The sequence below is a fragment of the Chryseobacterium sp. genome, from assembly GCF_022869225.1.
Taxonomy (GTDB): domain Bacteria; phylum Bacteroidota; class Bacteroidia; order Flavobacteriales; family Weeksellaceae; genus Chryseobacterium.
In genome coordinates this window covers 714,104-735,136 of sequence record NZ_JALIHL010000001.1, presented here as the reverse complement: position 1 = coordinate 735,136, position 21,033 = coordinate 714,104, and the positions used below count along the sequence as shown (strand labels likewise).

The window sequence follows — 21,033 nt, the reverse complement described above, 5'->3', positions numbered from 1 at the left end:
ATGAAAAAGGTATTATTAGCAGCTGTTTTTTTAGCAGGATTTGGTTTCTCCAACGCACAGGAATCTAAAGCTAAAAACATTGATCCAAAAGAAGATAAAGATCTGATGACATGGTATCATAAAGATTTTTCCACTTCAAAAGTCTATGGTGTAAATACAGCAAACGCATATAAATACCTGGAATCTAAAGGTTTGAAACCTAAAACTGTTGTTGTCGGGGTTTTAGATAGTGGTGTACAGGTAGATCATCCGGGGTTGGTGAAGAATATCTGGACAAACCCGAATGAGGTTCCGGGGAACGGGAAAGATGATGATGGAAACGGGTATATTGATGATGTACACGGCTGGAACTTCATAGGAGGAAAAAATGGAGACATCGACATCGACAATATGGAGGTGACAAGAGTGGTCGCCAAGTATAAACCTGTTTTTGAAGGAGATGATTCTACCAAGAACAAAGCAAATCAGGCTAAAATGCCGGAAGAATTTGCCATGTACATGAAAGCTAAAGATCTTTTCAATAAAAAAAGTATTGAGGCCCAACAAAACTTCCAAACCTATTCTATGATCAGTGAACTGATCCCTAATATGGTTAAACTTTTGGCAGGAAAACCGGTAACGGCACAAACTATTTCAGCTATAAAACCGCCTACAGAACAGAAAGATGCTATTGCTTTACAGATTTTAACCCAGGTTTCCCAGAGTCCTGAATTCAAAGGGAAATCTTCTGAAGAATTCGAGAAGCTGATCAAAGATCAGATGAAGGAAGCTATAGACCATTATGCACCATCGGCAAAGCAATATGATCTCACCTACGATCCAAGAAAAGAAATTGTAGGCGATAATTATGATGATTATTCCGAAAAAATCTATGGTAATAATCATTATGAAGGACCTGATGCCGAGCACGGAACCCATGTAGCCGGAATTATTGCAGGACTTCCGCAGGGAAATGTGATCCAGTATGGTGTTGCCTCTAAAGTGGCAAAAATCATGTCTGTAAGAACCGTTCCCAATGGTGATGAAAGAGATAAAGACGTTGCCAATGCGATCAGATATGCAGTGGACAATGGGGCAAAAGTTTTAAATATGAGCTTCGGAAAACCTGTTTCTCCGGGTAAGAATGTGGTTTGGGATGCATTTAAATATGCCGAAGACAAAGGAGTCCTTCTGGTAAAAGCAGCAGGTAATGAAAATGAAGATGTAGCGGAGCATCTGGCTTACCCTACCAATTTTAAAAATATTACGGACGAAAAACCATTCGTAAGCAATGTTCTTGTAGTGGGGGCAAGTACGAATAAAAATAAAGAATTGAGAGCCAGTTTCTCCAACTATAACAAGAAAATGGTGAATGTTTTTGCTCCGGGAGAAGAAATTTATTCCACAGTTCCTAAAGATAAATATGAATACCTTCAGGGAACCTCTATGGCTTCCCCGGTAGTGGCAGGAGCAGCGGCAGTACTGTTAGCTTACATGCCGGATCTTAAACCTTATCAGATTATTGAATCATTAGTGAAAAGCAGTAATCCCAGTACAGAAAATGGCTTCGCTGACTATTCTCAGGCGGGAGGTGTCATTGATGTGAAAAAAGCAGCGGAATATGCTTATACCAACTTCTATAAGGGCAAAGTTTCGAAAATCACCAAGCCTTCGAAATCCGTAAAAAAGAAGGTTAAAAAATAATTTATCTGCCTGTGTTTAAGGCTAAACCATAAAAGGTCCGAAATTTTCGGACTTTTTTTGTTTTTTATTTTCAATTTTGGCACGGTTTTTTGTAACTTTAATGTAACAAAATAATAAACAACAAAATGAAAAAGTTACTACTTGCAGGGATGTTAGGAACATCACTTTTTGCAGTGTCTTGTTCCTCAGTGAATAAAGCAGCTACATCTCAAAATCAGAGAGCTGATTTCCTTCAGTTAAAAGGAGATTGGCAGATTGTAAGCGTGAATTATGAGAAAGGCTATAAGATCAAACCTTTCGATGAAGGAGCAGACGCACAATGCTTCGTAGGAAGCCATTGGAGACTGATTCCCAATAACTGGACGGGTGCTTATACGCTGAATGGCGGAGGAAGCTGCCCGGCTATTACACAACCTATCAAGTTTGAAGTAAAGAACGGTAATACGTTCATGTTTAAAAAGATTGCTGCAGGTACTAAAGCAAAACAGAATACTGCAGGGTATACTTTGACATTAGTAAACCAGACTACAGATCAGTTCTCCCTTGAACAGGATGTTCCGTTTGAAGGTGGAAACGTAAAAGTTGTTTACAACTTTGAAAGAGCTGGGATGAAATAATTATCAACATAAAAGATCAAAAAAAATGAAATTTAATAAAACATACGTAGGGGCCCTTTTCTTATCATCAGCATTGCTATTGACAAGTTGTGAAGCGGTTCAGAATTCAAACCACCAACAAAGAGGTACAGCGGTAGGTGCTGCATCAGGAGCTGTATTGGGAGGTATCTTAGGAAATAATGTAGGTAAAGGAGGAAACGGAGCGATCGGTGCTGTACTGGGGGGTATTATCGGTGGTGTTGCAGGTAACGTTATCGGTAACAAAATGGATAAGCAAGCCAAAGACATTAAAGAAACTTTACCAGGTGCTCAGGTAGAAAGAGTAGGAGACGGTATTAAAGTAACCATGAACGAGAGTATCGTTAACTTTGCTTTTGATTCCTCAAATCTTACTTCTGTTGCACAGGCCAACTTAGATAAATTGGCTGATGTGTTAGCCAATAACCCTGATACCAATATCAATATTTATGGACATACGGACAGCAAAGGAGCTGATGCTTATAACTTGAAGCTTTCTCAAAGAAGAGCTGATGCCGTAAAAGCCTACTTGTCCGGAAAAGGAATTGCATCGGGTAGAATGTTTACCAAAGGAGAAGGTGAAGCCATGCCGGTTGCAAGCAATGATACTGAAGAAGGAAGAGCTAAAAACAGAAGAGTGGAGTTTGCCATCACTGCTAATGAAAAAATGATTAATGATGCCAAGCAAGGGCAGTAATTAATTTAACATATAAATATTTTCGTAAAAGACCGCCCCGGCGGTTTTTTTTGTATTTTTATACTGTAAATTATGAATTTGTTATTTTTGTATTTGAAACAACATAAATGAAGAAATATCTTAAACTGCTCCGTGTAGAGCAATGGGTGAAAAACCTTTTTGTATTTGTCCCTCTGTTTTTTTCAGGTAACATTACCAATTTAGACTTACTTACCAAAAGTATATTCGCCTTTATCATTTTCTCATTGGCTGCCAGTATCGTTTATATTCTGAACGATTATAATGACATTGAAGCAGATAGGAAACATCCTGAGAAAAGAAGAAGACCTCTGGCGAGTGGGGCCGTTTCAAAATCAAAGGCTGTAGGGATTCTTATCGGGATTGCCGTTATAGATGTCGTTCTCGTATTCTTTGCCCAGCTTTATTTCGAAGAAGTTTTATGGAAATTCGGGACCATCATAGGATTTTACCTGGTGATGAACCTTGCTTATACATTCAGGCTGAAACATGTTCCCATTATTGATATTTTCATTATTGCAATAGGATTTGTATTACGGGTTCTGGCCGGAGGCTATATCACCGGGATCAGTATTTCGCAATGGGCTATTTTATTGACCTTCGTATTAGCACTTGTATTGGCTATCGGGAAGAGGAGAGGAGAACTTATCAATGCCCAGGTTTCAGGAAAGACCAGAAGGGCACTGGACGGATACAATGTCCAGTTTGCAGATATTGCCCTGTCTATTTCCATAACGCTTGCCATTGTATGCTACCTGATGTTTACCCTTTCACCGGAAGTTCAGGCAAGGTTTCATGAAAGAGTGTTTTATACGGTGATTTTTGTAGTATTTGCCCTGTTGAGGTATCTTCAGCAGACATTGGTGTACAACAGGACAGAATCGCCTACCAAGATAGTATACAGAGACCGTTATATACAGGTGACCTTATTGCTTTGGGTTGCTGCATTTTTAATTCAAATTTACTTTAAAAAATGAAGCCGAATTTCACACAGAAAGTTACCAACTGGGGAAATTTCCCGGTAGTGGAAAAAGAAATGAGATCTGAGGACAGCTTCAAAAAAATAAAGGAGTTTGTGCTGAATCACAACGAAATTATTGCGAGAGGAAACGGAAGATGCTACGGAGATGCTTCGTTGGGAGAAACTATATTTTCCACTAAAAAATTAAATAAATTCATCAGTTTTGACCGTTTGAACGGAATCATCGAATGCGAATCGGGGGTGCTGCTTTCAGATGTACTTGAAATAGCAGTTCCTCAGGGATATTTCCTTTATGTGACCCCGGGAACAAAGTTTGTTTCAGTAGGCGGAGCCATTGCTTCTGATGTTCACGGTAAAAACCATCATGCAGAAGGATGTTTTTCAGAATATGTTATAGAATTTAAACTGATGGTAGAGAATGGTGAGATCATCACCTGTTCCAGAGAAGAGCATTCAGAAAAGTTTTGGGCTACTATCGGAGGAATGGGGCTTACCGGAATTATTCTTACTGCAAAATTTAAGCTTAAAAATATAGAGTCGGCCTATATCCGTCAGGAAAGTATTAAGGCGGATACCTTAGATGAAATTTTCAGCTTGTTTGAAGAAAGTGAAAAATGGACCTATACCGTGGCCTGGATAGACTGCCTTCAAAAAGGGAAAAATATAGGACGAAGTATTCTGATGAGAGGAGAACATGCCTTTCAGCACGAGCTTCCCCAGGATTTAGCCAAAACCCCTTTAAGGTTAAAGAAAAAATTACAGCCTACCGTTCCTTTTTATTTTCCGGGATTTGTACTGAATGCTTTGACCGTAAAAATTTTCAATTGGCTGTATTATAAAAAACAGTCGAAAAAGGAAGTGAAAAGCTTTATCGATTACGAAACATTCTTTTATCCGCTGGATGCGATTAACGACTGGAATAAAATCTACGGAAAGTCAGGTTTTATCCAATATCAGATGGTTATCCCCAAAGAAGCGGGAAAAGAAGGGATGAAAAGGATCCTTGAAACGATCGCTAAAAGTGGAAACGGCTCATTCCTGGCGGTTTTAAAACTTTTCGGGAAAAACAATCTGCAGGCTTACAATTCATTTCCACTGGAAGGATATACACTGGCACTGGATTTTAAGGTAAACTCAAAACTGAAAAAACTGGTTGACCAGCTGGATGCTATTGTTCAGGAGTTCGGCGGAAGAATTTACCTTACAAAAGACAGCATGAGCAGATCATCGCTTACCAATTATCTGAAAAATATTCGCAATTCAAAATTTGTGTCTTTACAGCACAAAAGAATCATAAATAACAACTCATAATGATCGTTCTGGGAAGTACATCTGAAGTGGCACAGGCTTTTGTGGAAAAAGCACTTCAGGAAGGAGAAAAATTTGAAAAGATCTATCTTTTTACCTCAAACAAAGAAACTACAGAAAGGTTTGCAAGACATCTTGATGTGAAGTTTCTGCAGCAGGCTGAAGTCATTGAACTGGACCTGACGAAAGAAATTGATTACAACAGATTTGATCATATCAATTCAAATGTATTATTTTGTGCAATCGGATATTTGGGTGAAGGAACGGAAGAAGGGCTTTATGACAATAAGAACACTGAACGTATCATCGGGATCAATTATGCTAAACTTGTTCCTGTAATGAACTATTTTGCCCATAAATTTGAAAGCAGAAGATCAGGAACGATCATTGGGCTTTCATCAGTGGCAGGGGACAGGGGAAGACAGAGTAATTTTATCTACGGAAGTGCAAAAGCGGCTTTTACAGCCTATCTGAGTGGCCTGAGAAACTACCTTTTTGATAAAAAAGTACATGTTTTAACTATAAAACCGGGATTTATGGCGACTAAAATGACAGAAGGCCTGCCTTTAAATCCTAAGTTGACAGCAACGCCAAAGCAGGCAGCCGCCTGCATTTATAAGGCCTTTAAAAAGCAGAATAATGTGGCATATGTTTTGCCGGTTTGGAGTATTATCATGATGATTATCAGGAATATCCCTGAATTTATATTTAAAAAATTAAAGCTTTAAAAAAATGAAAAAATTGTATTGTTTTGATTTTGACGGAACCCTGACGTATAAGGATACAATGTTTATGTATCTTAAATTCTACGATTCTACAAAGTACCGGATACAATTTTTACGACACGTACCCCTTTTTATTTTGCTGAAGCTCAAGCTGGCAGAAACTGAAAAGGTGAAAAAAAGCTTTATAGGGTCTATTCTGAAAGGGCAGACCCAGGAAAAAATTGAAATGAAGTCTAAACAGTTTTTTGAACATCATTACCCTCATATCGTGAGAGAAAATGCATTAGACTTTATAAAAAATATCGATAGGAACAATACACAGAGTTTATTGGTGACGGCTTCATTGGATATCTGGGTTAAACCTTTTGCCGAAGAATTAAAAATGGAGCTTGTTTCTACACGGGCAGAGTTTAAAAACGGAGTTTTTACAGGAAACTTTGTCGGTAAAAACTGTAACGGAAAAGAAAAGCTGATAAGAATAAAAGAAGAAATTAACGATTCCAAGTATGATAAAATTATTGCATTTGGGGATACTTCAGGAGATCGGCCGATGTTGAAATGGGCAAATGAAGGACATTACCAATTTTTTCATTAATTTTGGATGATAAAAATGTAAAAAATGAAAAGCTTATTAATTGGATTTGCAGCAACTCTGATGAGCTGTGCAGGTACACCATCCCAGACATCATCAGGTATGCAGAAAAATACAGATCTTCTTGTCTCTGAATCTCAGGGAGGAACAGACCAGGCTGGTTTCCGGGTAATCAAAGACGAAAAAGATTTCCAGAATACAATCAAGGGAAGTTCCCGTGTTGTAGATCTGGGAACAGAACCTGCGGTTAACTACCCGAAGTTTCCAAAAAATAAAAAAGTAGTATTGTACAACCTGGGTACTTTCAGATCAGGAAGCCACAGCATTACGAAGATCAACGGTGTTTCTGTAAAAAACAATGTCCTGTATGTGGAAGTTCCGGCTGGAGAACCCTCAGGCGGAATGGAAATTCAGGTGATATCCAGCCCTTGGTTCATTTTTACCGTTCCTTCAGATTACCAGTTTAACTCCGTAGAATTAAAATATTCAAAATAATAATGAATAAAGTATATTTAGATAATGCCGCGACCACTCCTCTTGCAGAAGAAGTTATAGATGCAATGGTTGGCACGATGAAGATGAATTTCGGAAACCCGTCTTCTACCCATAGCTTTGGCCAGGAAGCAAAAATCCTTATTGAAAATGTAAGAAGGCAGGTTGCAGACTATCTTCATGTAACTCCTGCTGAAATTATTTTCACGTCCTGTGGTACGGAATCCAACAACATGATCATCAAATCCAGTGTGGAACACCTTGGAGTAGAAAGAATCATCAGTTCTCCCTTAGAACACAAATGTGTTTCTGAAAGTATTCTGGATATGAAAAGCAGAAAGGGAGTAGAAGTAAGCTACATCCGTCCGAATGAAAAAGGAGATATTGACCTTGCCAAATTAGAAGAACTGTTAAAAGCTTCAGATAAAAAGACCCTGGTAAGCTTAATGCATGCCAACAATGAAATCGGGAATATTATTGACCTTAAAAAGGTAGCTGAGCTGTGCAAAAAATATAATGCTCTTTTCCACTCAGATACAGTGCAGACCATGGCTCATATGAACCTTGATTTTTCTGATATTCCGGTAGATTTTGCTTCCTGCAGTGCCCATAAATTTCATGGTCCGAAAGGTTCCGGGTTTGCATTTATCAGAAAAGCAACAGGCTTAAAGGGTATCATTACAGGTGGTCCTCAGGAAAGAAGCCTTAGAGCGGGAACAGAAAACGTTTGCGGAATTGTAGGTCTTGGAAAAGCGTTAGAGCTTAGCCTTACGCATATGGAAGAATATACCAACCATATGCAGGAGATCAAAGAGTATGCTATTGAAAGGCTTTCAGCCGAAATAAAGGGAATTAAGTTCAATGGAAGAAGTGCTGAAAAAGAGAACAGCCTTTATACCGTATTAAGCGCTTTATTGCCCTATAAAAACCCATTGATAGGATTACAGCTGGATATGAAAGGAATTGCCATCTCTCAGGGGAGTGCATGTTCTTCCGGAGCGTCCAAACCTTCCATGGTGATGATGATGGTTCTTTCTGAAGATGAAATGGATCACTGTACTCCATTACGTATCTCTTTCAGCCATATGACTACAAAAGCAGATATTGATACATTAGTGAATTCTTTACAGGAAATTTCAAGCGATTATGCTATAGAAAAAACTAATGTTGAGCATAGATAGTCTTATGATGTAAAAATCGTAATTTTGAATATTCAATAGAGAGTTGAAACAAGAATATAATATTAATTAAAATAAAAGAAACAAAAATGGCTTTAGAAATTACAGACAGCTCATTTCAGGATACGGTTTTAAAATCAGATAAACCGGTATTAGTAGACTTCTGGGCAGTATGGTGCGGACCTTGCAGAACTTTAGGTCCAATCATCGAAGAAGTAGCATCCGATTTTGAAGGAAAAGCAGTGGTGGGGAAAGTGGATGTAGACAACAACCAGGAAATTTCAATGCAGTATGGCATCAGAAATATCCCTACAGTTCTTATTTTTAAGAATGGTGAGGTAGTAGATAAATTGGTGGGGGTAGCTCCGAAAGAGGTAATCGCTGAGAAATTAAGCGCTCACTTATAAAAAAATAAGTTTGATAATGAATGCCTTCCATGATTGGGAGGCATTTTTTTTGAAAATAATTTGCAGGTAATAAAAAAAGGTGTAATTTTGCAACCACGAAAAAGAAACGAAGTTCCTTAACAAATTTGATCCGGTAGTTCAGTTGGTTAGAATGCCGCCCTGTCACGGCGGAGGTCGCGGGTTCGAGTCCCGTCCGGATCGCAGAAGTTTTATCAATTTCTTTTTAAAAAATTGATCCGGTAGTTCAGCTGGTTAGAATGCCGCCCTGTCACGGCGGAGGTCGCGGGTTCGAGTCCCGTCCGGATCGCAGAAGTTTTATCAATTTCTTTTTAAAAAATTGATCCGGTAGTTCAGCTGGTTAGAATGCCGCCCTGTCACGGCGGAGGTCGCGGGTTCGAGTCCCGTCCGGATCGCAGAAGTTTTATCAATTTCTTTTTAAAAAATTGATCCGGTAGTTCAGCTGGTTAGAATGCCGCCCTGTCACGGCGGAGGTCGCGGGTTCGAGTCCCGTCCGGATCGCAACTAAAATAATAAAACCTGTAAATCAATTTTACAGGTTTTTTTGTTTTCTGATACTTTCAAACGAATTATAGGATTTTGATGGGCAAAAAAAATTACTGTCTTGCAGGACAGTAATAGACAAAGATAAGTAATATAGGTTTTGATCAGTCTGCGCCTTTTAAGCAGAGATTTATGCTGTTAAAAGACTGATCCCGGGAGCTGCTTTAATTCGGTCATTTTTCTTTACTATGGTCAGTCCGAATAGGTTTCATGATCTAAGTTGGTTACGATAAAAACTGTATTAGCGAAATCTACTTTTACTGTGACCGAATTGTTGCGGCAGCTTCTTTTATATCATGGTTATTGATAACATTAAAGGGGAACTTTCGATAAAAGCTTTATGGGCATTTTCAAGTTCAACCTGAGATGATGTTTTAAACAGGTACAATCATGCAAAACATTTCACAAATGTAGATCACTGTATTTTGAAAACTACTACACTATTGTGTAGATTTGCAGTATCAAACTAAAAACTACCCTTTTGTGTAGTGGGTAAATGGAGACTTAAAAATATATGGAAAAAATTAAGAGATTTTTTAACGATAAAAATGATGTTAGCCACGATGCCGCTATTGACTTCAGCCAGTCCGGAGATTACCTGGAAGCTGTGAAAGCTTTTGCCAGAACAACTTATCAGAGTCTTTACGTTATTAATTATCAGACCAAAACGTTTGAATATGTCTCGGAAAATCCTCTTTTCCTGTGTGGCAAAACCTCTGAAGAGGTCAAGGATTTGGGCTATGCTTTTTATTTTCAAAATGTAAAGACTGAAGATGTAGAAATGCTGATTAAGATCAATGAAGCAGGATTTGAATTTTACGATACCATTCCCGTACATGAAAGAAAACAGTATTCTATTTCTTATGACTTCAATCTTATCAACAGCAGAAAGAATCTGATTCTCGTCAATCATAAACTTACACCAATGTTCCTTACAGAGGAAGGACAGGTGTGGAAAGCATTGTGCGTAGTTTCACTTTCTAACAGCAGCTCTGCCGGAAATGTTGTGCTTAGTAAAGACGGAGTGGATGAAGTGTGGAAATATGATCTGGAAGCAGATCGATGGGAGAAAAGTGAAAAAATTAAACTTTCCTCCAGGGAATATGAGATCCTGAGCTTGTATGCCAGCGGACTTACCATCAATGAAATCGCTGAAAAATTGTTTATTACTGCAGATACGGTAAAATTTCACCGTAAAAAGCTCTTTGAAAAAATTGAAGTGAATAATATTGCAGAAGCACTGGCTTATGCGAAAACCAATAAACTGTTATAATAAAACAGTAATCTTACCGTTTTTTTACGGTATTTTTAAGAATGTCTTTTATGATTCGATTTTAGGTCTGATATTTGTACTGGGTAGCCAAACTAAATGACCTCTATTTATTTATGAAAAACATATCTGTGAAAAAATCAATTTTATATGCCTGTTTATGTGCGGTATTTTTAGTTTCATGTAAAAAAGAGATAGAAAAAATAAGTGATACTTTTAAAGATACTGTGTCTTCTGTTTCAGAGAATCCTGAAGCAGAAACAGATTCAATCAAAAAAGATTCCGTACCTGTAGTAAAAAAAGAATCCGTTCCGCCTGCCATGCAGGAAGATGGTTTTTATAATGCTTTTGTCCTTCCAAAGGATAAAAAGATGAGAGACTCTGTGTATGCCGCATTCAGCAAGAAGTATAATGAAAAGGAACGTACTGCTATTTTAGCACTGAACAGGCTGGATTCTAAAAGTAAATGGAATGCAGACACGCTGGTAGTCCCTGCAAAAATAGACACCACTTTGATGGCCTATTCTCCTTTTCCTATGCAGCTGGATGTATTAAGCGGAGTGAAAAAATTTGTTATCTTTTCTTATCCTATACAGGCTTTTGCTGTATATTCCAACGGAAGTCTTGTGAAATGGGGGCCAACGAGTATGGGAAAAAAGGCTGCTCAAACAACCCGGGGACTTACCTTTGCCAATTGGAAAAAGAAATTGTCTATCTCTACTGTCAGCAGTGAGTGGAAACTTCCTTACAACTTTAATATCCATAATATCGGAGGGATCGGATGGCATGAATATACTCTTCCTGGATATCCTGCATCTCACTCCTGTTTACGATTATTAAGGAAAGATGCGCAATGGTTATATTCTTATGCTGATACCTGGATATTGAATCCCGGTGGGGCAACTACAAAAGCAAAAGGAACTCCTGTTATGGTATTCGGTGATTATAAGTGGGGCGGAAGAAAGCCATGGAAAAAGCTTTTAGATGACCCGAATGCGAATAATATCTCGGTGGAAGAGCTTACGAACTTACTGGCACCGGATGTTCCCAAAATGCTGAAGGAGCAAAGCAACAGGGAAAAGGTAGCAGACTCAATTAAAACAGCTAAAGCGATGGCTGCTCCTGCAGCTAATGAAAAACCTGTGGAGCCTTCGTCTAATTAATCTTCTTTTCAAACTGTAACGTAGATTCTTCAGCAAACTTTCTCAGCTTATACATTTCTTCTTTTCCTTTATGTTGCCCAAATCTTGCCGCAGCATACGTAAGAAGAATAAAAAATAACATCACAAAAGAAGCGCTCAGTGCCCAAGGGTATTCAGCGCTTTTTATTTGTTTTTCTACATAATACATGGTAAAGAAAGTCATCCAGAGAATAGAAAAAGAAAAATAGAGGAACATAAAAAATGTCCAAACGGCAGAGCTGGGTCCGAACACTCCCCGGATTACGGTATGGTCATCTTCAATTTCAACCCGAAGGGAAAGGCGTGGTTTCCAATAATTGTCATACTTTGTTTCCGCCCAGATGGTGGCAACTTCTTTATTGATATTGCCGGAAAATTCGTCTGTATGCCCGGCAAGGTATTTTTTTAGGTTCTCCGCATATTCTTCTTTGGTAAGATGGGTAAACATTTTAAACCTTGGCCGGGTTCTTATTTTGTCTAAGGTGGTTTCTTCGGTTTTCATATTTCTATTCTTGATAAGGTATCGGGTCTTCCAATGTAAAACTTAAGGTTAGAGTCTCATTCTTTCTTTGCACAACCATGGTAATCGTTCGTCCTTCTGAAGACTTCATAAGTTCCAGGATTCTTGCCAGGGTCATGTCTGAAGCTTTATTTCCGTTGATACTAAGTACTCTGTCGTCTGTATGCAAACCCGCTTTAAATGCCGGAGAATCTTTTCTTACCCCTGCAATGGAAAATATAGGTTTCAAATTGAACCTGTATTGAAAGGACTCCCCATTGTATCCTTCGCTTACAGAGCCTGTAGAAGGTTTGGTCTCGATTCTTACCCTTTCCTGGCTCCATTCTATTCCATCCTGCTTGAAATCCAATCCGCTCATATTAAAATGAAAAGGATCATCGAAATTTCTGTTTTTCCTTAAATACAATTTCCTGTTGGGATAGTCAAAAATAACGGTAAACCTTCGCATAATTTCACCCCCTACAGAACCTTTTCGGTCTTCCACCAAATTGACATGCTGAATGGAATATTCATCGGGCATTGCAGTAAGTGGTTTTTCAAACTGAAATCCTCCAATATAAAAATTATGAATCCGGCTTCTCTTCCCATAAATATCCCCATTGAATCCCCGTCCAAGAAAATCATCAATATTAGGCCTGTTGTAGACAAAATTTTTGATGAGGGCAGGGAAGAGCCATACCGCATCACTGTTTCCAAGGTCAATCAACAGTTTTGAACTCTTCTTTTCATTGGTCATTTCTACATCGGCGTAAAGATAAGGCTTATCTTTTTCTATGGTAATAGGAGCCTCCTCAAATTTTCTGAGTTTCTTTTTTAGCAGATCTATATTTTCATAGACGGTTATCTTTTTGGAAAGATAGTCTATGGCAACCGGATGATTTTTAAAAAAATGATAACCAATCACTCCGTTTACCGGGATACCCACATGAGATGAAATATTAAACTCCTCATCAAGAATAAGGTAAAGTGACATGGACGTATTGAGGATAGCATCACCTATCCGCGCCGTATTCCGGTCAGATTTCAATCCATCGATGCTTAAATTCCCGCCTAATCCGGAAAATTTTATCTTTTCAATATTTTCCAGTTTTACTTCTTTATTATCAATGCTGAAAAGAAGGGTTTCTGCCACTCCTGTATCCAGTAGGAAAGTAAGTTCTGCTCCATTGATGTTGATTGGAATAAAGATAAGGTTATTGATCAGCTTAAACGGAATCACCACCTTTTTTGTATTCACCAGCTCAAAAGAATTCTGAGCATTCACTACAATGCTTAAAAAAAATCCCAGTAAAAGAGCTTTCAGTTTCATTTACTGAATTTAGTGAAAATATCCTTATTGTAAATAAAAAAACATTCCCAAATGCAGGAATGTTTATATAAACTACATTAAAGTAGTGTAAATAGTTAATTTATTTTAAAATTGCAAATATCTTATTTTGAGAAGAATTCCATCAGATCCATATAATTTTTCTGATTGACCCCGTGCCCGCTCATGTATTCTCTGAAAGTAAAATAACAACTCAGGTCATACAGCAGGTCGGCCGCTTTTCTTCCCCATTCGAGAGGGATGACAGCATCGTCTGTACCATGTGAAACAAAAAAACGTAATCTTTCCAGTTTCTTTTTATCTTTTACGATACGATCAAGTAATTTTTCCTCAGGATAAGCACTTAAACAGGCAACATTATTAAACATTTCCGGGTATTGTAACGCCAAAGCATAACATAGGATTCCTCCCTGGCTGAAGCCGCATAAATGCACTTTACTCTCGGTAAGCCCGTAATGATTGACTATTTTTAAAATATTTTCCAGAACGGCATTCAAAGATTCTTTAGCCTGAACGATATCGATGTAATTTTCAGGACTGTTGAAATCAATATCGTACCACGAATATCCTTCAAACTGAGTCTCCTTAGGAGCTCTGAAACTTACAATAAGCCAGTCTGGGGGCAATGTTTCTCTAAAACTGAACAGATCCTGCTCATTACTGCCATAGCCATGGAGCATAAAAAGAATAGGAGTATGGGAAGTGATATTTTCCGGTTCTCTTACTAGATAATCTAAATTCATACGGCAAATATACTTAATAATTCATATTGTAAAACTTGAGAGCTGCCATTCGTCTAAGGAAGTTTAGGAATATAATATCTTATAGGTAACAATTCATGATTTGAGCTGTAGTATTGGATTTTATACCAGGAGTTTGTTTTTTGTTGATTTGATATTATTTGTAAATCTTTATTGGAAATTTTTCATAAAAGTTATTTTTATATTAATAAAAAACTTATATTTGAAACATTAAAAAATCTATTTGGAGAAATGAAGCAATTTTACAAATCAAAAAGTTTACTTAGACTTTCTTTTTTATTCGTTTTATTATTTTCTGTGATTACTGTTGTCAATTCCTGTAAAAAAGATGACGACGAGGAATTCCAGGATCACGTGGTTCAGTTCGAAGTAAAAACTACTCCAGGAGGGGTTATTAAAACTATTGTAACACAGGTGGGTACCAGTAAGACTGATATTTTTGATCCTGTAGGGACTACATGGAAAAGTGATGAATTTTTCGTGAATTCAAGCCAGGCACAGTTGAATCTGGATGCTAACGCATCACTTCCTGATACCGATTCAGAATTGACAATCAATCTTTGGATAGACGGCGAAATCGTAAAGACAGACAAGAAGAAAGGAAAAGGCGTTTTGGTTGCTTCCATTGATTACAGCTTCTTAGAATTGTAAATTTTATACCGATATAAAACTAAAAAACTAAAACCGCTTCATAGGAGCGGTTTTTTTATTATTGGTTTTCAATCATATTCTGCTGTACCGCACGGCTGATCAGTTCGGTAGAGTTTTTTGCCTGAAATTTCTGCAGCAAATTTTTACGGTGCGTATCTACAGTAAGAGGGCTTAGAAACAGCTCATCAGCGATCATGATACTTGTTTTGCCTTCAGCGACCATCTGCAGGATCTGTTTTTCTCTCTTGGTCAATCTTGGGGTTGGAATTTCGTGCTGAGAAGGCTTACTGATGATCTGCCTGGTCTCATTGCAGAAAACGATGTTTCCGGAATAGGCTCTCTGTATACACACCACCAATTCATCTATAGAGGTATTTTTAAGGATGTAACCGCTGGCTCCGTTTTGTATAGACTGCATGATGATACTTCTTTCAGAGCGGTTACTAAACATAATCACTGAAGTATCCGGAGATATTTTTTTTATCTCCCGGCAGAGTTCCGTACCGTTGGCATCCGGTAATGTAATATCCAAAAGGATAATATCTGCTTTATGATCCTGTATAAAGCGGATGATCTCTGAACCGGAGGTAAAACTTTCAGAAACCGTAAAAGGCATTTGGCTGCTCAGCATCATTTTCAAGCCTTCGATCACAATAGGATGATCGTCTACGATGACAATATTTATCTTTTTATTCTCCATCAATGGTAAGTTCGATATTAATATTGGTTCCCTGGCTGTCGGAGCTGACCTCCATTTTACCTTTCAGATAATTTACTCTGTTTTTCAGATTTCTAAGTCCCATGCTTTTTGTAGTCTGTTCAATGTTTTTTTCGAACCCTTTTCCATTATCCTCAATGGTGATCATGAAGTTTTCTTCTGACTGTGAACATTGCAGTAAAATATTATTGGCGCCTGAATGTTTTACTGCATTAGCGAGTAATTCCTGTACGATTCTGTAAATATTGAGCTGGATGGTAAGCGGAAGATTTTTTTCAATAGTAAGAGGCTGAAAAAATACATCAAGGTCTTTTCTCGTGTAAAATTCGCAAAGATCATTCAATGCTGTTTCCAGTCCAAAATTGAGCAATGATTCGGGCATTAAATTTCTGGCAACATGACGAAGTTCGCTTACGGAATTGTCTAACTGGCCTAAGATCTTATAAAATTCCTTATCTTTTTCAGGATGCAGATGATTGGATGACCAGGTGGAAAGATTGATTTTAACACCCGCCAGCATACCGCCTAAGCCGTCATGAAGATCTTTTGCAATGCGTTCTCTTTCCCTTTCTTCACCGTCAAGAATAGCTTTGGTGAGAGACAGCTCTTCCTTTTGCCTGATGTCATTTATTTTTTGCTCATTTATTTTTTTATTTTTTCTGAAAATGACAAAAAGGAAAATCAAGAGGCTGATAACCAGTAATAAAATAAGGCTCAGTCCCCATAAATAGGAATTTTTCTTATTTACTTCTAAATCTTTCTGGTTTTTCTCAGCATTTAAGGTGGCTATTTTTCTCTCTTTTTCGGCAGCATTGAATTTTGACTCAATTTTATTGATTTCCAGTTTTACATTTTCAGTATTCAAACTGTCATTGAGCTTGGAATATCTTTGTTCCCATGCTAAAGCTTCACGGGAATTTCCCATTTCCTGGTTCAGTGCGGAGAGCTGTTTATAAATGGTTTTCCTGTTGTTGAGGTCAATGGCTAGGGATTTTTCTGCTAAAATATCTTCCAGCACCGTTTTAGCTTCATTGTACTTTTTTAATTTTTTTAAAATGTCATATTTATTGAAATAGAACATTTGTGCCAATAGATTCTGGTTGGTTTTTTTTGCATAGAAAAGGCCTTTTTCAATAACCGGCAGCGCTTCTGAATTTTTTTGTTTGGTAATGAAATAAAGAGTTTTCCCGTAATAGTAGAATGCATTGGCTGAAGATTCAGGATAGGGCTTTATTAGTTTCTCGGCCTTATCTAAGAAAAACTGGGCCTCGGCTCCTTTGGCCTGATAGCAAAAATTGCTGGCAGAATTGATGTAGGTGTAAAATAATTCAGCAGAATTAGGATAGTTTTTCTCCAGGATTTCTAAAGCTCTGCGGTTGTAATTTTCTGCTTTTTTAAACTCGGCATTATAGGTAAGAATAATGGCGAGCTGAGTGTATAAAAACCCTAAGTTCCTGCTGGTTTCATATTTTTTGATCTGAGGAATGCTTTTTTCAAGAATGATCTTTACTAAAAAAGGGTAGCCTTCTTTATCTTTTTGGGTAACCCCATAGCTGTACCAGGCCAGAGACTGGAAGAGGTCTGATTCTTTATTTTTAAATTTTGATAATGCTTTAATGGCCTTCTGATACGAGATACCGGCTTTTTCTTTTTTCCGGTCCAGGTTATACTGTCCTTCGTAATAATAATATGTTGCCGTAAGGAAAGGATCATTCTTAATGAATGTTTTGCTGTTTTCCAGATATTTTTTGCCTAAAATCGAGTCACTGTTTCTGTAGTAATTTGATAAAAGAAAAGAGGCTGATGCCTTTGAGGTATTTGCTGTTGTACTTTTTGTAATATTCTTCAGGCTGTCTACATAAGACTTTTCATTAAGAGGAATCACTTGCTGTGACTGTAGAGCGAAAGACAATAATAGGCTGAATAGAATAAGTAATCTCTTCATTGGGGATCAATTCTGTAGAATATTTTTTTAAACGCTCAATTTAATTAAAAATTTCAGCAAAAAAAATACCTGAATTCCGGTAGAAAAAATTACTCATTTTTCAGTATTGATAAAGTTTGGCGACTCTAATAGCTTTGCACTTATCAAATCACTGATCATAGAATATTAAATAAAGTAATTAAAATTTAAACAAAAGATTATGAAAAAAATGAGAATGAGTCAACTGTTGAGAGGAACATTTGTAGTATTATTAACAACAATGTTCATCGGTTTTGTATCATCTTGCAGTAAAGATGATGATGATGACAATGTTTCAGGAGCTGGGAAAAGTCATAAAGTGGTTTTTAAAGCCATTGCTTCTGCAGGAAGTAACATTGATGTGGCGGTATACGGAATTGATGGTAATCCTACAACGGCATCCAGTCTCAGCGGAACAACCTGGACAAGCCCTGAAGTTACCTCGGAAGCGGGCGCTTATAACGCGAATGCTGCGGTAAGCGCAATCGGGGCAGATGCTTCTTCAACTTTGAAAGTTCAAATCTGGGTAGACGGAGAATTAAAAAAAGAAGGTACTTCCAGCGGTCATATTTTATCGGCTTCTGCAAGCTACACATTTTAAAATCAAATTATTTTCGAACAAAAAACGGCGCTGAGATGAATCTCAGCGCCGTTTTAATATTGTATTGAGCCTTACATTACTTTTACAATAAAGTAGCTTTTTTTACCTTTTTGAAGTAGTAAGAATTGACCATCAATAAGATCGCTTTCATTAGCGGTAAAAGTATCATTTACCTTTTGTTTGTTCACAGAAATCGAATTTCCTTTAATTTCCCGCTGTGCTTCACTCTTAGATTTTAAGAATCCTGATTTCTCAGAAAGAAGATCAACGATATGAACACCCAATACCTCTGCTTTTGCGATCTCTTTTTGAGGAACTCCATCAAAAACTTCAAGGAAAGTTTCTTCATCCAGGCTTACCAGGTCTTCAGCCGTAGAACGTCCGAAAAGGATCTCTGAAGCCTTCAGTGCTTTTTCATATTCTTCTCTGCCGTGTACCCAAACTGTCACTTCTTCAGCCAGTTTTTTCTGTAGCTTTCTTTCATGCGGAGCTGTTTTATGCTCTTCAATTAAAGTTTCAATTTCTTCTTTTCCTAAGAATGTATAGAATTTAATGAATCTTTCAGCATCCTCATCAGTAGCATTCAGCCAGAACTGATAAAATTTGTATGGAGATGTTTTCTTTTTATCCAGCCAATAGTTTTCTCCGCTTTCAGATTTTCCGAATTTGGAACCGTCAGCTTTTGTGATCAAAGGAACCGTTAAAGCAAAGGCTTCTCCCTGAGCTTTTCTACGGATTAATTCTGTTCCTGTGGTGATATTTCCCCATTGGTCAGAACCTCCCATCTGAAGTTTTACATTATTGTTTTGGTACAGATGAAGGAAATCATATCCCTGGATCAGCTGGTAGGTAAACTCTGTAAAGCTCATTCCGTCAGCCCCGGCTTCTCCTGAAAACCTTTTCTTTACAGAATCTTTAGCCATCATATAGTTGACGGTAATGTTCTTCCCGATATTTTTTGCAAAATCAAGGAAAGAGATATTCTTCATCCAGTCATAGTTGTTCACCAGTTCGGCTTTATTAGGTCCGCTGCCTTCGAAATCCAAGAATTTAGAAAGCTGATTTTTTAAGCAGTCAACATAATGTAAAAGGGTTTCCTCATCCAAAAGGTTTCTTTCCGCTGATTTTCCGGATGGATCTCCAATCATTCCTGTTGCCCCTCCTACCAGAGCAATTGGCTTATGCCCATGCTGTTGGAAGTGTGCAAGAATCTTTATCTGGATAAGGCTTCCGATATGTAAAGAATCGGCTGTTGGATCAAAACCAATATATGCAGTAGTTACCTCTTTATTCAGTTGTTCATCGGTTCCAGGCATCATATCGGCAAAAAGACCACGCCATTTAAGTTCTTCTATAAAGGAATTCATTGATTTTACTTTAAAATTTTACGGTGCAAAGATAGTAAATTCAGAAGAATGAAGGATCATAGCAGAATGGCAAAATCGTATAAAGGGAAATAGGCAAAACTGTGAAATGGTAAAAGGGCAGATTGCTGGTTAGATGATTTACCTGATCGCCTTTTGGCCTCTTTGCGATTTCGCTTAAATACGCTATATTTGTTATTAATGAACGACGAACAGCTATTTCTGCTCATCCAAAAAGCCAAGGATAAAGACCAAAAGGCACAGACTAAACTCATCAATGTTTTTTGGGTGGATGTTTTCTCTTTTGTCATGAAAAAAGTAAGAGATGAAAATGATGCAGACGAGATTACCGTAAATGTTTTTTCCAAAGTACTGTCGAAACTGGATATGTTCGATCCCCATTTCCAGTTTAAAACCTGGGTACTGACCATTGCCCAGAATACAGTCATTGATTTTTGGAGAAAAAGAAGCCGTGAAAGTGAGGATTCTATCGAGAATCTTGATGAGGTTAAAAATCAGTATGCAAAATCTCCTGAAGAACTTATGATTTCTGACGAAGAGCAGAAAAAAATCATTAAAACCATAGAGTCTTTGGATGCCAACTATCAGGATATTATTAAGCTGAGGTTCTTTGAAGAAAAAAGCATTAAAGAAATTGCAGAAGAGTTGGGAATTTCCGTTGCCAATACCAAAGTAAGGGTGATGCGTGCCAAAAAAGTTTTGGCGGAGCTGCTTAAGAATAATGAGTTCGAGGATAATTAATCTTCAGCCCTAAGTAAGAAAACCGGTGATTTTCAACGTAAAGCTGTTTTTATGAAAAATATCTTGTTGATTATAGGTATTCTGTTCCCGTAACCGGCAGAACAGAATTCTCATTCAATTCCATTGCTAAAATATTTACTTCTGCTGCCATTATGCAGCTGGTGGAAAGGAACAGCCTTCAGATTGAAAAACCGGTTTCTGCGTATGTAGAACATTTACCTGAAGACTGGAATAAAATTACAGTTAAACAATTATTAAGTCATACTTCGGGATTACCGGATATTCAAAGCCCGGACGGGAATGGTTTAATTAGTGAAAAAGGGCAGGACTCTGCCTGGGTGAAAGTTCAAACGATGCCTTTACAATCCGGACGCGGAGAAAAATTTAACTATAACGCTACAAATTATCTTCTGTTACAAAAGATCATTGAAAAGCGGCTAAAATCCCTTTCGAAAAATTTGTTGAAGGACATCAGTTACTGATGGCTGAAATGGATCATACAAAATAGGAAAATACATTTTGCCGCCGCCGCTATTGGCGGGGGCGTGCTTCTGTTACTATTTATCCTAATGATAATTTAGCGGTTATCTTATTGACCAATCTTACCGGAGTTGAAACTTATACCCTGACAGAGCCC

The 21,033-nt window shown here is 37.7% G+C and carries 22 protein-coding genes and 4 tRNA genes; 20 read left to right on the top strand and 6 right to left on the bottom strand.

What is annotated here, in order from left to right; translation table 11 throughout:
* The 16 genes from MUW56_RS03500 (at position 1) to MUW56_RS03425 (ending at position 11,711) form a co-directional block, all read left to right on the top strand.
* Complete coding sequence (locus MUW56_RS03500) at positions 1-1,683, top strand: S8 family serine peptidase (protein ID WP_292011884.1); 1,683 nt, start codon at positions 1-3, stop codon at positions 1,681-1,683.
* Between the two features lie 125 nt (positions 1,684-1,808).
* Positions 1,809-2,300, top strand: coding sequence for a lipocalin family protein (locus MUW56_RS03495; RefSeq protein WP_292011883.1), 492 nt, complete (start codon positions 1,809-1,811; stop codon positions 2,298-2,300).
* 25 nt (positions 2,301-2,325) lie between these two features.
* A complete protein-coding gene (locus MUW56_RS03490) occupies positions 2,326-3,015 on the top strand; it encodes an OmpA family protein (protein ID WP_292011882.1) in 690 nt (229 codons plus the stop codon).
* A 107-nt stretch (positions 3,016-3,122) separates the two neighbouring features.
* Positions 3,123-4,010: a decaprenyl-phosphate phosphoribosyltransferase gene (locus MUW56_RS03485; protein ID WP_292011881.1), complete on the top strand. Its 888-nt coding sequence runs from the start codon at positions 3,123-3,125 to the stop codon at positions 4,008-4,010.
* The gene (locus MUW56_RS03480; RefSeq protein ID WP_292011880.1) at positions 4,007-5,326 is read left to right on the top strand and encodes an FAD-binding oxidoreductase; all 1,320 of its coding nucleotides are present in this window, start codon (positions 4,007-4,009) and stop codon (positions 5,324-5,326) included. Before MUW56_RS03485 ends, MUW56_RS03480 begins: the two co-directional genes overlap by 4 nt.
* Entirely contained in the window at positions 5,326-6,051 is a 726-nt protein-coding gene (locus MUW56_RS03475; RefSeq protein WP_292011879.1) for an SDR family NAD(P)-dependent oxidoreductase, read from the top strand. Before MUW56_RS03480 ends, MUW56_RS03475 begins: the two co-directional genes overlap by 1 nt.
* 4 nt (positions 6,052-6,055) lie before the next feature.
* A complete protein-coding gene (locus MUW56_RS03470; protein ID WP_292011878.1) occupies positions 6,056-6,643 on the top strand; it encodes an HAD family hydrolase in 588 nt (195 codons plus the stop codon).
* A gap of 24 nt (positions 6,644-6,667) precedes the next feature.
* Positions 6,668-7,135, top strand: a complete 468-nt coding sequence (locus tag MUW56_RS03465) for a hypothetical protein (protein ID WP_292011877.1) — start codon at positions 6,668-6,670, stop codon at positions 7,133-7,135.
* Positions 7,136-7,137: 2 nt separating this feature from the next.
* Positions 7,138-8,313, top strand: coding sequence for a cysteine desulfurase family protein (locus MUW56_RS03460; protein WP_292011876.1), 1,176 nt, complete (start codon positions 7,138-7,140; stop codon positions 8,311-8,313).
* Positions 8,314-8,399: 86 nt separating this feature from the next.
* Entirely contained in the window at positions 8,400-8,717 is a 318-nt protein-coding gene (gene trxA, locus MUW56_RS03455) for a thioredoxin (protein ID WP_027374941.1), read from the top strand.
* A 127-nt stretch (positions 8,718-8,844) separates the two neighbouring features.
* Positions 8,845-8,918: transfer RNA gene (locus MUW56_RS03450), tRNA-Asp, on the top strand.
* 32 nt (positions 8,919-8,950) lie between these two features.
* Positions 8,951-9,024 (top strand) — tRNA-Asp (locus MUW56_RS03445).
* Between the two features lie 32 nt (positions 9,025-9,056).
* A tRNA-Asp gene (locus MUW56_RS03440) sits at positions 9,057-9,130 on the top strand.
* Between the two features lie 32 nt (positions 9,131-9,162).
* Positions 9,163-9,236, top strand: a tRNA-Asp gene (locus MUW56_RS03435).
* Between the two features lie 556 nt (positions 9,237-9,792).
* Complete coding sequence (locus MUW56_RS03430; RefSeq protein ID WP_292011875.1) at positions 9,793-10,551, top strand: response regulator transcription factor; 759 nt, start codon at positions 9,793-9,795, stop codon at positions 10,549-10,551.
* A 128-nt stretch (positions 10,552-10,679) separates the two neighbouring features.
* Positions 10,680-11,711 carry a L,D-transpeptidase family protein gene (locus MUW56_RS03425; protein WP_292011874.1) on the top strand — a complete coding sequence of 344 codons (1,032 nt, stop codon included), beginning with the start codon at positions 10,680-10,682 and terminating at the stop codon, positions 11,709-11,711.
* Here MUW56_RS03425 and MUW56_RS03420 read toward each other — a convergent pair.
* The 3 genes from MUW56_RS03420 to MUW56_RS03410 form a co-directional block, all read right to left on the bottom strand.
* Positions 11,704-12,231 (bottom strand): hypothetical protein, encoded by a 528-nt coding sequence (locus MUW56_RS03420; RefSeq protein ID WP_292011873.1) that lies wholly within the window; start codon positions 12,229-12,231, stop codon positions 11,704-11,706. The two genes, MUW56_RS03425 and MUW56_RS03420, sit on opposite strands and share 8 nt — an antisense overlap.
* A 4-nt stretch (positions 12,232-12,235) precedes the next feature.
* Entirely contained in the window at positions 12,236-13,558 is a 1,323-nt protein-coding gene (locus MUW56_RS03415; RefSeq protein ID WP_292011872.1) for a PDZ domain-containing protein, read from the bottom strand.
* A gap of 122 nt (positions 13,559-13,680) precedes the next feature.
* Positions 13,681-14,319, bottom strand: coding sequence for an alpha/beta fold hydrolase (locus tag MUW56_RS03410; RefSeq protein ID WP_292011871.1), 639 nt, complete (start codon positions 14,317-14,319; stop codon positions 13,681-13,683).
* A gap of 249 nt (positions 14,320-14,568) precedes the next feature.
* Here MUW56_RS03410 and MUW56_RS03405 point away from each other — a divergent pair, with 249 nt between their 5' ends.
* A complete protein-coding gene (locus MUW56_RS03405; RefSeq protein ID WP_292011870.1) occupies positions 14,569-14,988 on the top strand; it encodes a hypothetical protein in 420 nt (139 codons plus the stop codon).
* A 58-nt stretch (positions 14,989-15,046) separates the two neighbouring features.
* Here the strand turns inward: MUW56_RS03405 and MUW56_RS03400 are convergent, their stop codons facing one another.
* Entirely contained in the window at positions 15,047-15,688 is a 642-nt protein-coding gene (locus MUW56_RS03400) for a response regulator (RefSeq protein ID WP_292011869.1), read from the bottom strand.
* Positions 15,678-17,651 (bottom strand): sensor histidine kinase, encoded by a 1,974-nt coding sequence (locus MUW56_RS03395; protein ID WP_292011868.1) that lies wholly within the window; start codon positions 17,649-17,651, stop codon positions 15,678-15,680. Before MUW56_RS03395 ends, MUW56_RS03400 begins: the two co-directional genes overlap by 11 nt.
* Positions 17,652-17,850: 199 nt before the next feature.
* Here MUW56_RS03395 and MUW56_RS03390 point away from each other — a divergent pair, with 199 nt between their 5' ends.
* Positions 17,851-18,270, top strand: a complete 420-nt coding sequence (locus tag MUW56_RS03390; RefSeq protein WP_292011867.1) for a hypothetical protein — start codon at positions 17,851-17,853, stop codon at positions 18,268-18,270.
* Positions 18,271-18,341: 71 nt separating this feature from the next.
* On the opposite strand, the gene tyrS is transcribed toward MUW56_RS03390, so the two are convergent.
* A complete protein-coding gene (tyrS, locus tag MUW56_RS03385; RefSeq protein ID WP_292011866.1) occupies positions 18,342-19,637 on the bottom strand; it encodes a tyrosine--tRNA ligase in 1,296 nt (431 codons plus the stop codon).
* 198 nt (positions 19,638-19,835) lie between these two features.
* On the opposite strand from tyrS, the gene MUW56_RS03380 reads away from it, so the two are divergent.
* Entirely contained in the window at positions 19,836-20,396 is a 561-nt protein-coding gene (locus MUW56_RS03380) for a sigma-70 family RNA polymerase sigma factor (protein ID WP_292011865.1), read from the top strand.
* A gap of 122 nt (positions 20,397-20,518) precedes the next feature.
* On the top strand, positions 20,519-20,878 hold the full coding sequence (locus tag MUW56_RS03375; RefSeq protein ID WP_367118557.1) for a serine hydrolase domain-containing protein: 360 nt from the start codon (positions 20,519-20,521) through the stop codon (positions 20,876-20,878).
* The last annotated feature ends 155 nt before the right edge of the window (positions 20,879-21,033 follow it).

What these genes read in the sequence shown, in the direction of transcription:
- MUW56_RS03500 (WP_292011884.1), top strand. Translation starts at nt 1, where the DNA reads ATGAAAAAGGTATTATTAGCAGCTGTTTTTTTAGCAGGATTTGGTTTC.
- MUW56_RS03495 (WP_292011883.1), top strand. Translation starts at nt 1,809, where the DNA reads ATGAAAAAGTTACTACTTGCAGGGATGTTAGGAACATCACTTTTTGCA.
- MUW56_RS03490 (WP_292011882.1), top strand. Translation starts at nt 2,326, where the DNA reads ATGAAATTTAATAAAACATACGTAGGGGCCCTTTTCTTATCATCAGCA.
- MUW56_RS03485 (WP_292011881.1), top strand. Translation starts at nt 3,123, where the DNA reads ATGAAGAAATATCTTAAACTGCTCCGTGTAGAGCAATGGGTGAAAAAC.
- MUW56_RS03480 (WP_292011880.1), top strand. Translation starts at nt 4,007, where the DNA reads ATGAAGCCGAATTTCACACAGAAAGTTACCAACTGGGGAAATTTCCCG.
- MUW56_RS03475 (WP_292011879.1), top strand. Translation starts at nt 5,326, where the DNA reads ATGATCGTTCTGGGAAGTACATCTGAAGTGGCACAGGCTTTTGTGGAA.
- MUW56_RS03470 (WP_292011878.1), top strand. Translation starts at nt 6,056, where the DNA reads ATGAAAAAATTGTATTGTTTTGATTTTGACGGAACCCTGACGTATAAG.
- MUW56_RS03465 (WP_292011877.1), top strand. Translation starts at nt 6,668, where the DNA reads ATGAAAAGCTTATTAATTGGATTTGCAGCAACTCTGATGAGCTGTGCA.
- MUW56_RS03460 (WP_292011876.1), top strand. Translation starts at nt 7,138, where the DNA reads ATGAATAAAGTATATTTAGATAATGCCGCGACCACTCCTCTTGCAGAA.
- trxA (WP_027374941.1), top strand. Translation starts at nt 8,400, where the DNA reads ATGGCTTTAGAAATTACAGACAGCTCATTTCAGGATACGGTTTTAAAA.
- MUW56_RS03430 (WP_292011875.1), top strand. Translation starts at nt 9,793, where the DNA reads ATGGAAAAAATTAAGAGATTTTTTAACGATAAAAATGATGTTAGCCAC.
- MUW56_RS03420 (WP_292011873.1), bottom strand. Translation starts at nt 12,231, where the DNA reads ATGAAAACCGAAGAAACCACCTTAGACAAAATAAGAACCCGGCCAAGG.
- MUW56_RS03415 (WP_292011872.1), bottom strand. Translation starts at nt 13,558, where the DNA reads ATGAAACTGAAAGCTCTTTTACTGGGATTTTTTTTAAGCATTGTAGTG.
- MUW56_RS03410 (WP_292011871.1), bottom strand. Translation starts at nt 14,319, where the DNA reads ATGAATTTAGATTATCTAGTAAGAGAACCGGAAAATATCACTTCCCAT.
- MUW56_RS03405 (WP_292011870.1), top strand. Translation starts at nt 14,569, where the DNA reads ATGAAGCAATTTTACAAATCAAAAAGTTTACTTAGACTTTCTTTTTTA.
- MUW56_RS03400 (WP_292011869.1), bottom strand. Translation starts at nt 15,688, where the DNA reads ATGGAGAATAAAAAGATAAATATTGTCATCGTAGACGATCATCCTATT.
- MUW56_RS03395 (WP_292011868.1), bottom strand. Translation starts at nt 17,651, where the DNA reads ATGAAGAGATTACTTATTCTATTCAGCCTATTATTGTCTTTCGCTCTA.
- MUW56_RS03390 (WP_292011867.1), top strand. Translation starts at nt 17,851, where the DNA reads ATGAAAAAAATGAGAATGAGTCAACTGTTGAGAGGAACATTTGTAGTA.
- tyrS (WP_292011866.1), bottom strand. Translation starts at nt 19,637, where the DNA reads ATGAATTCCTTTATAGAAGAACTTAAATGGCGTGGTCTTTTTGCCGAT.
- MUW56_RS03380 (WP_292011865.1), top strand. Translation starts at nt 19,836, where the DNA reads ATGAACGACGAACAGCTATTTCTGCTCATCCAAAAAGCCAAGGATAAA.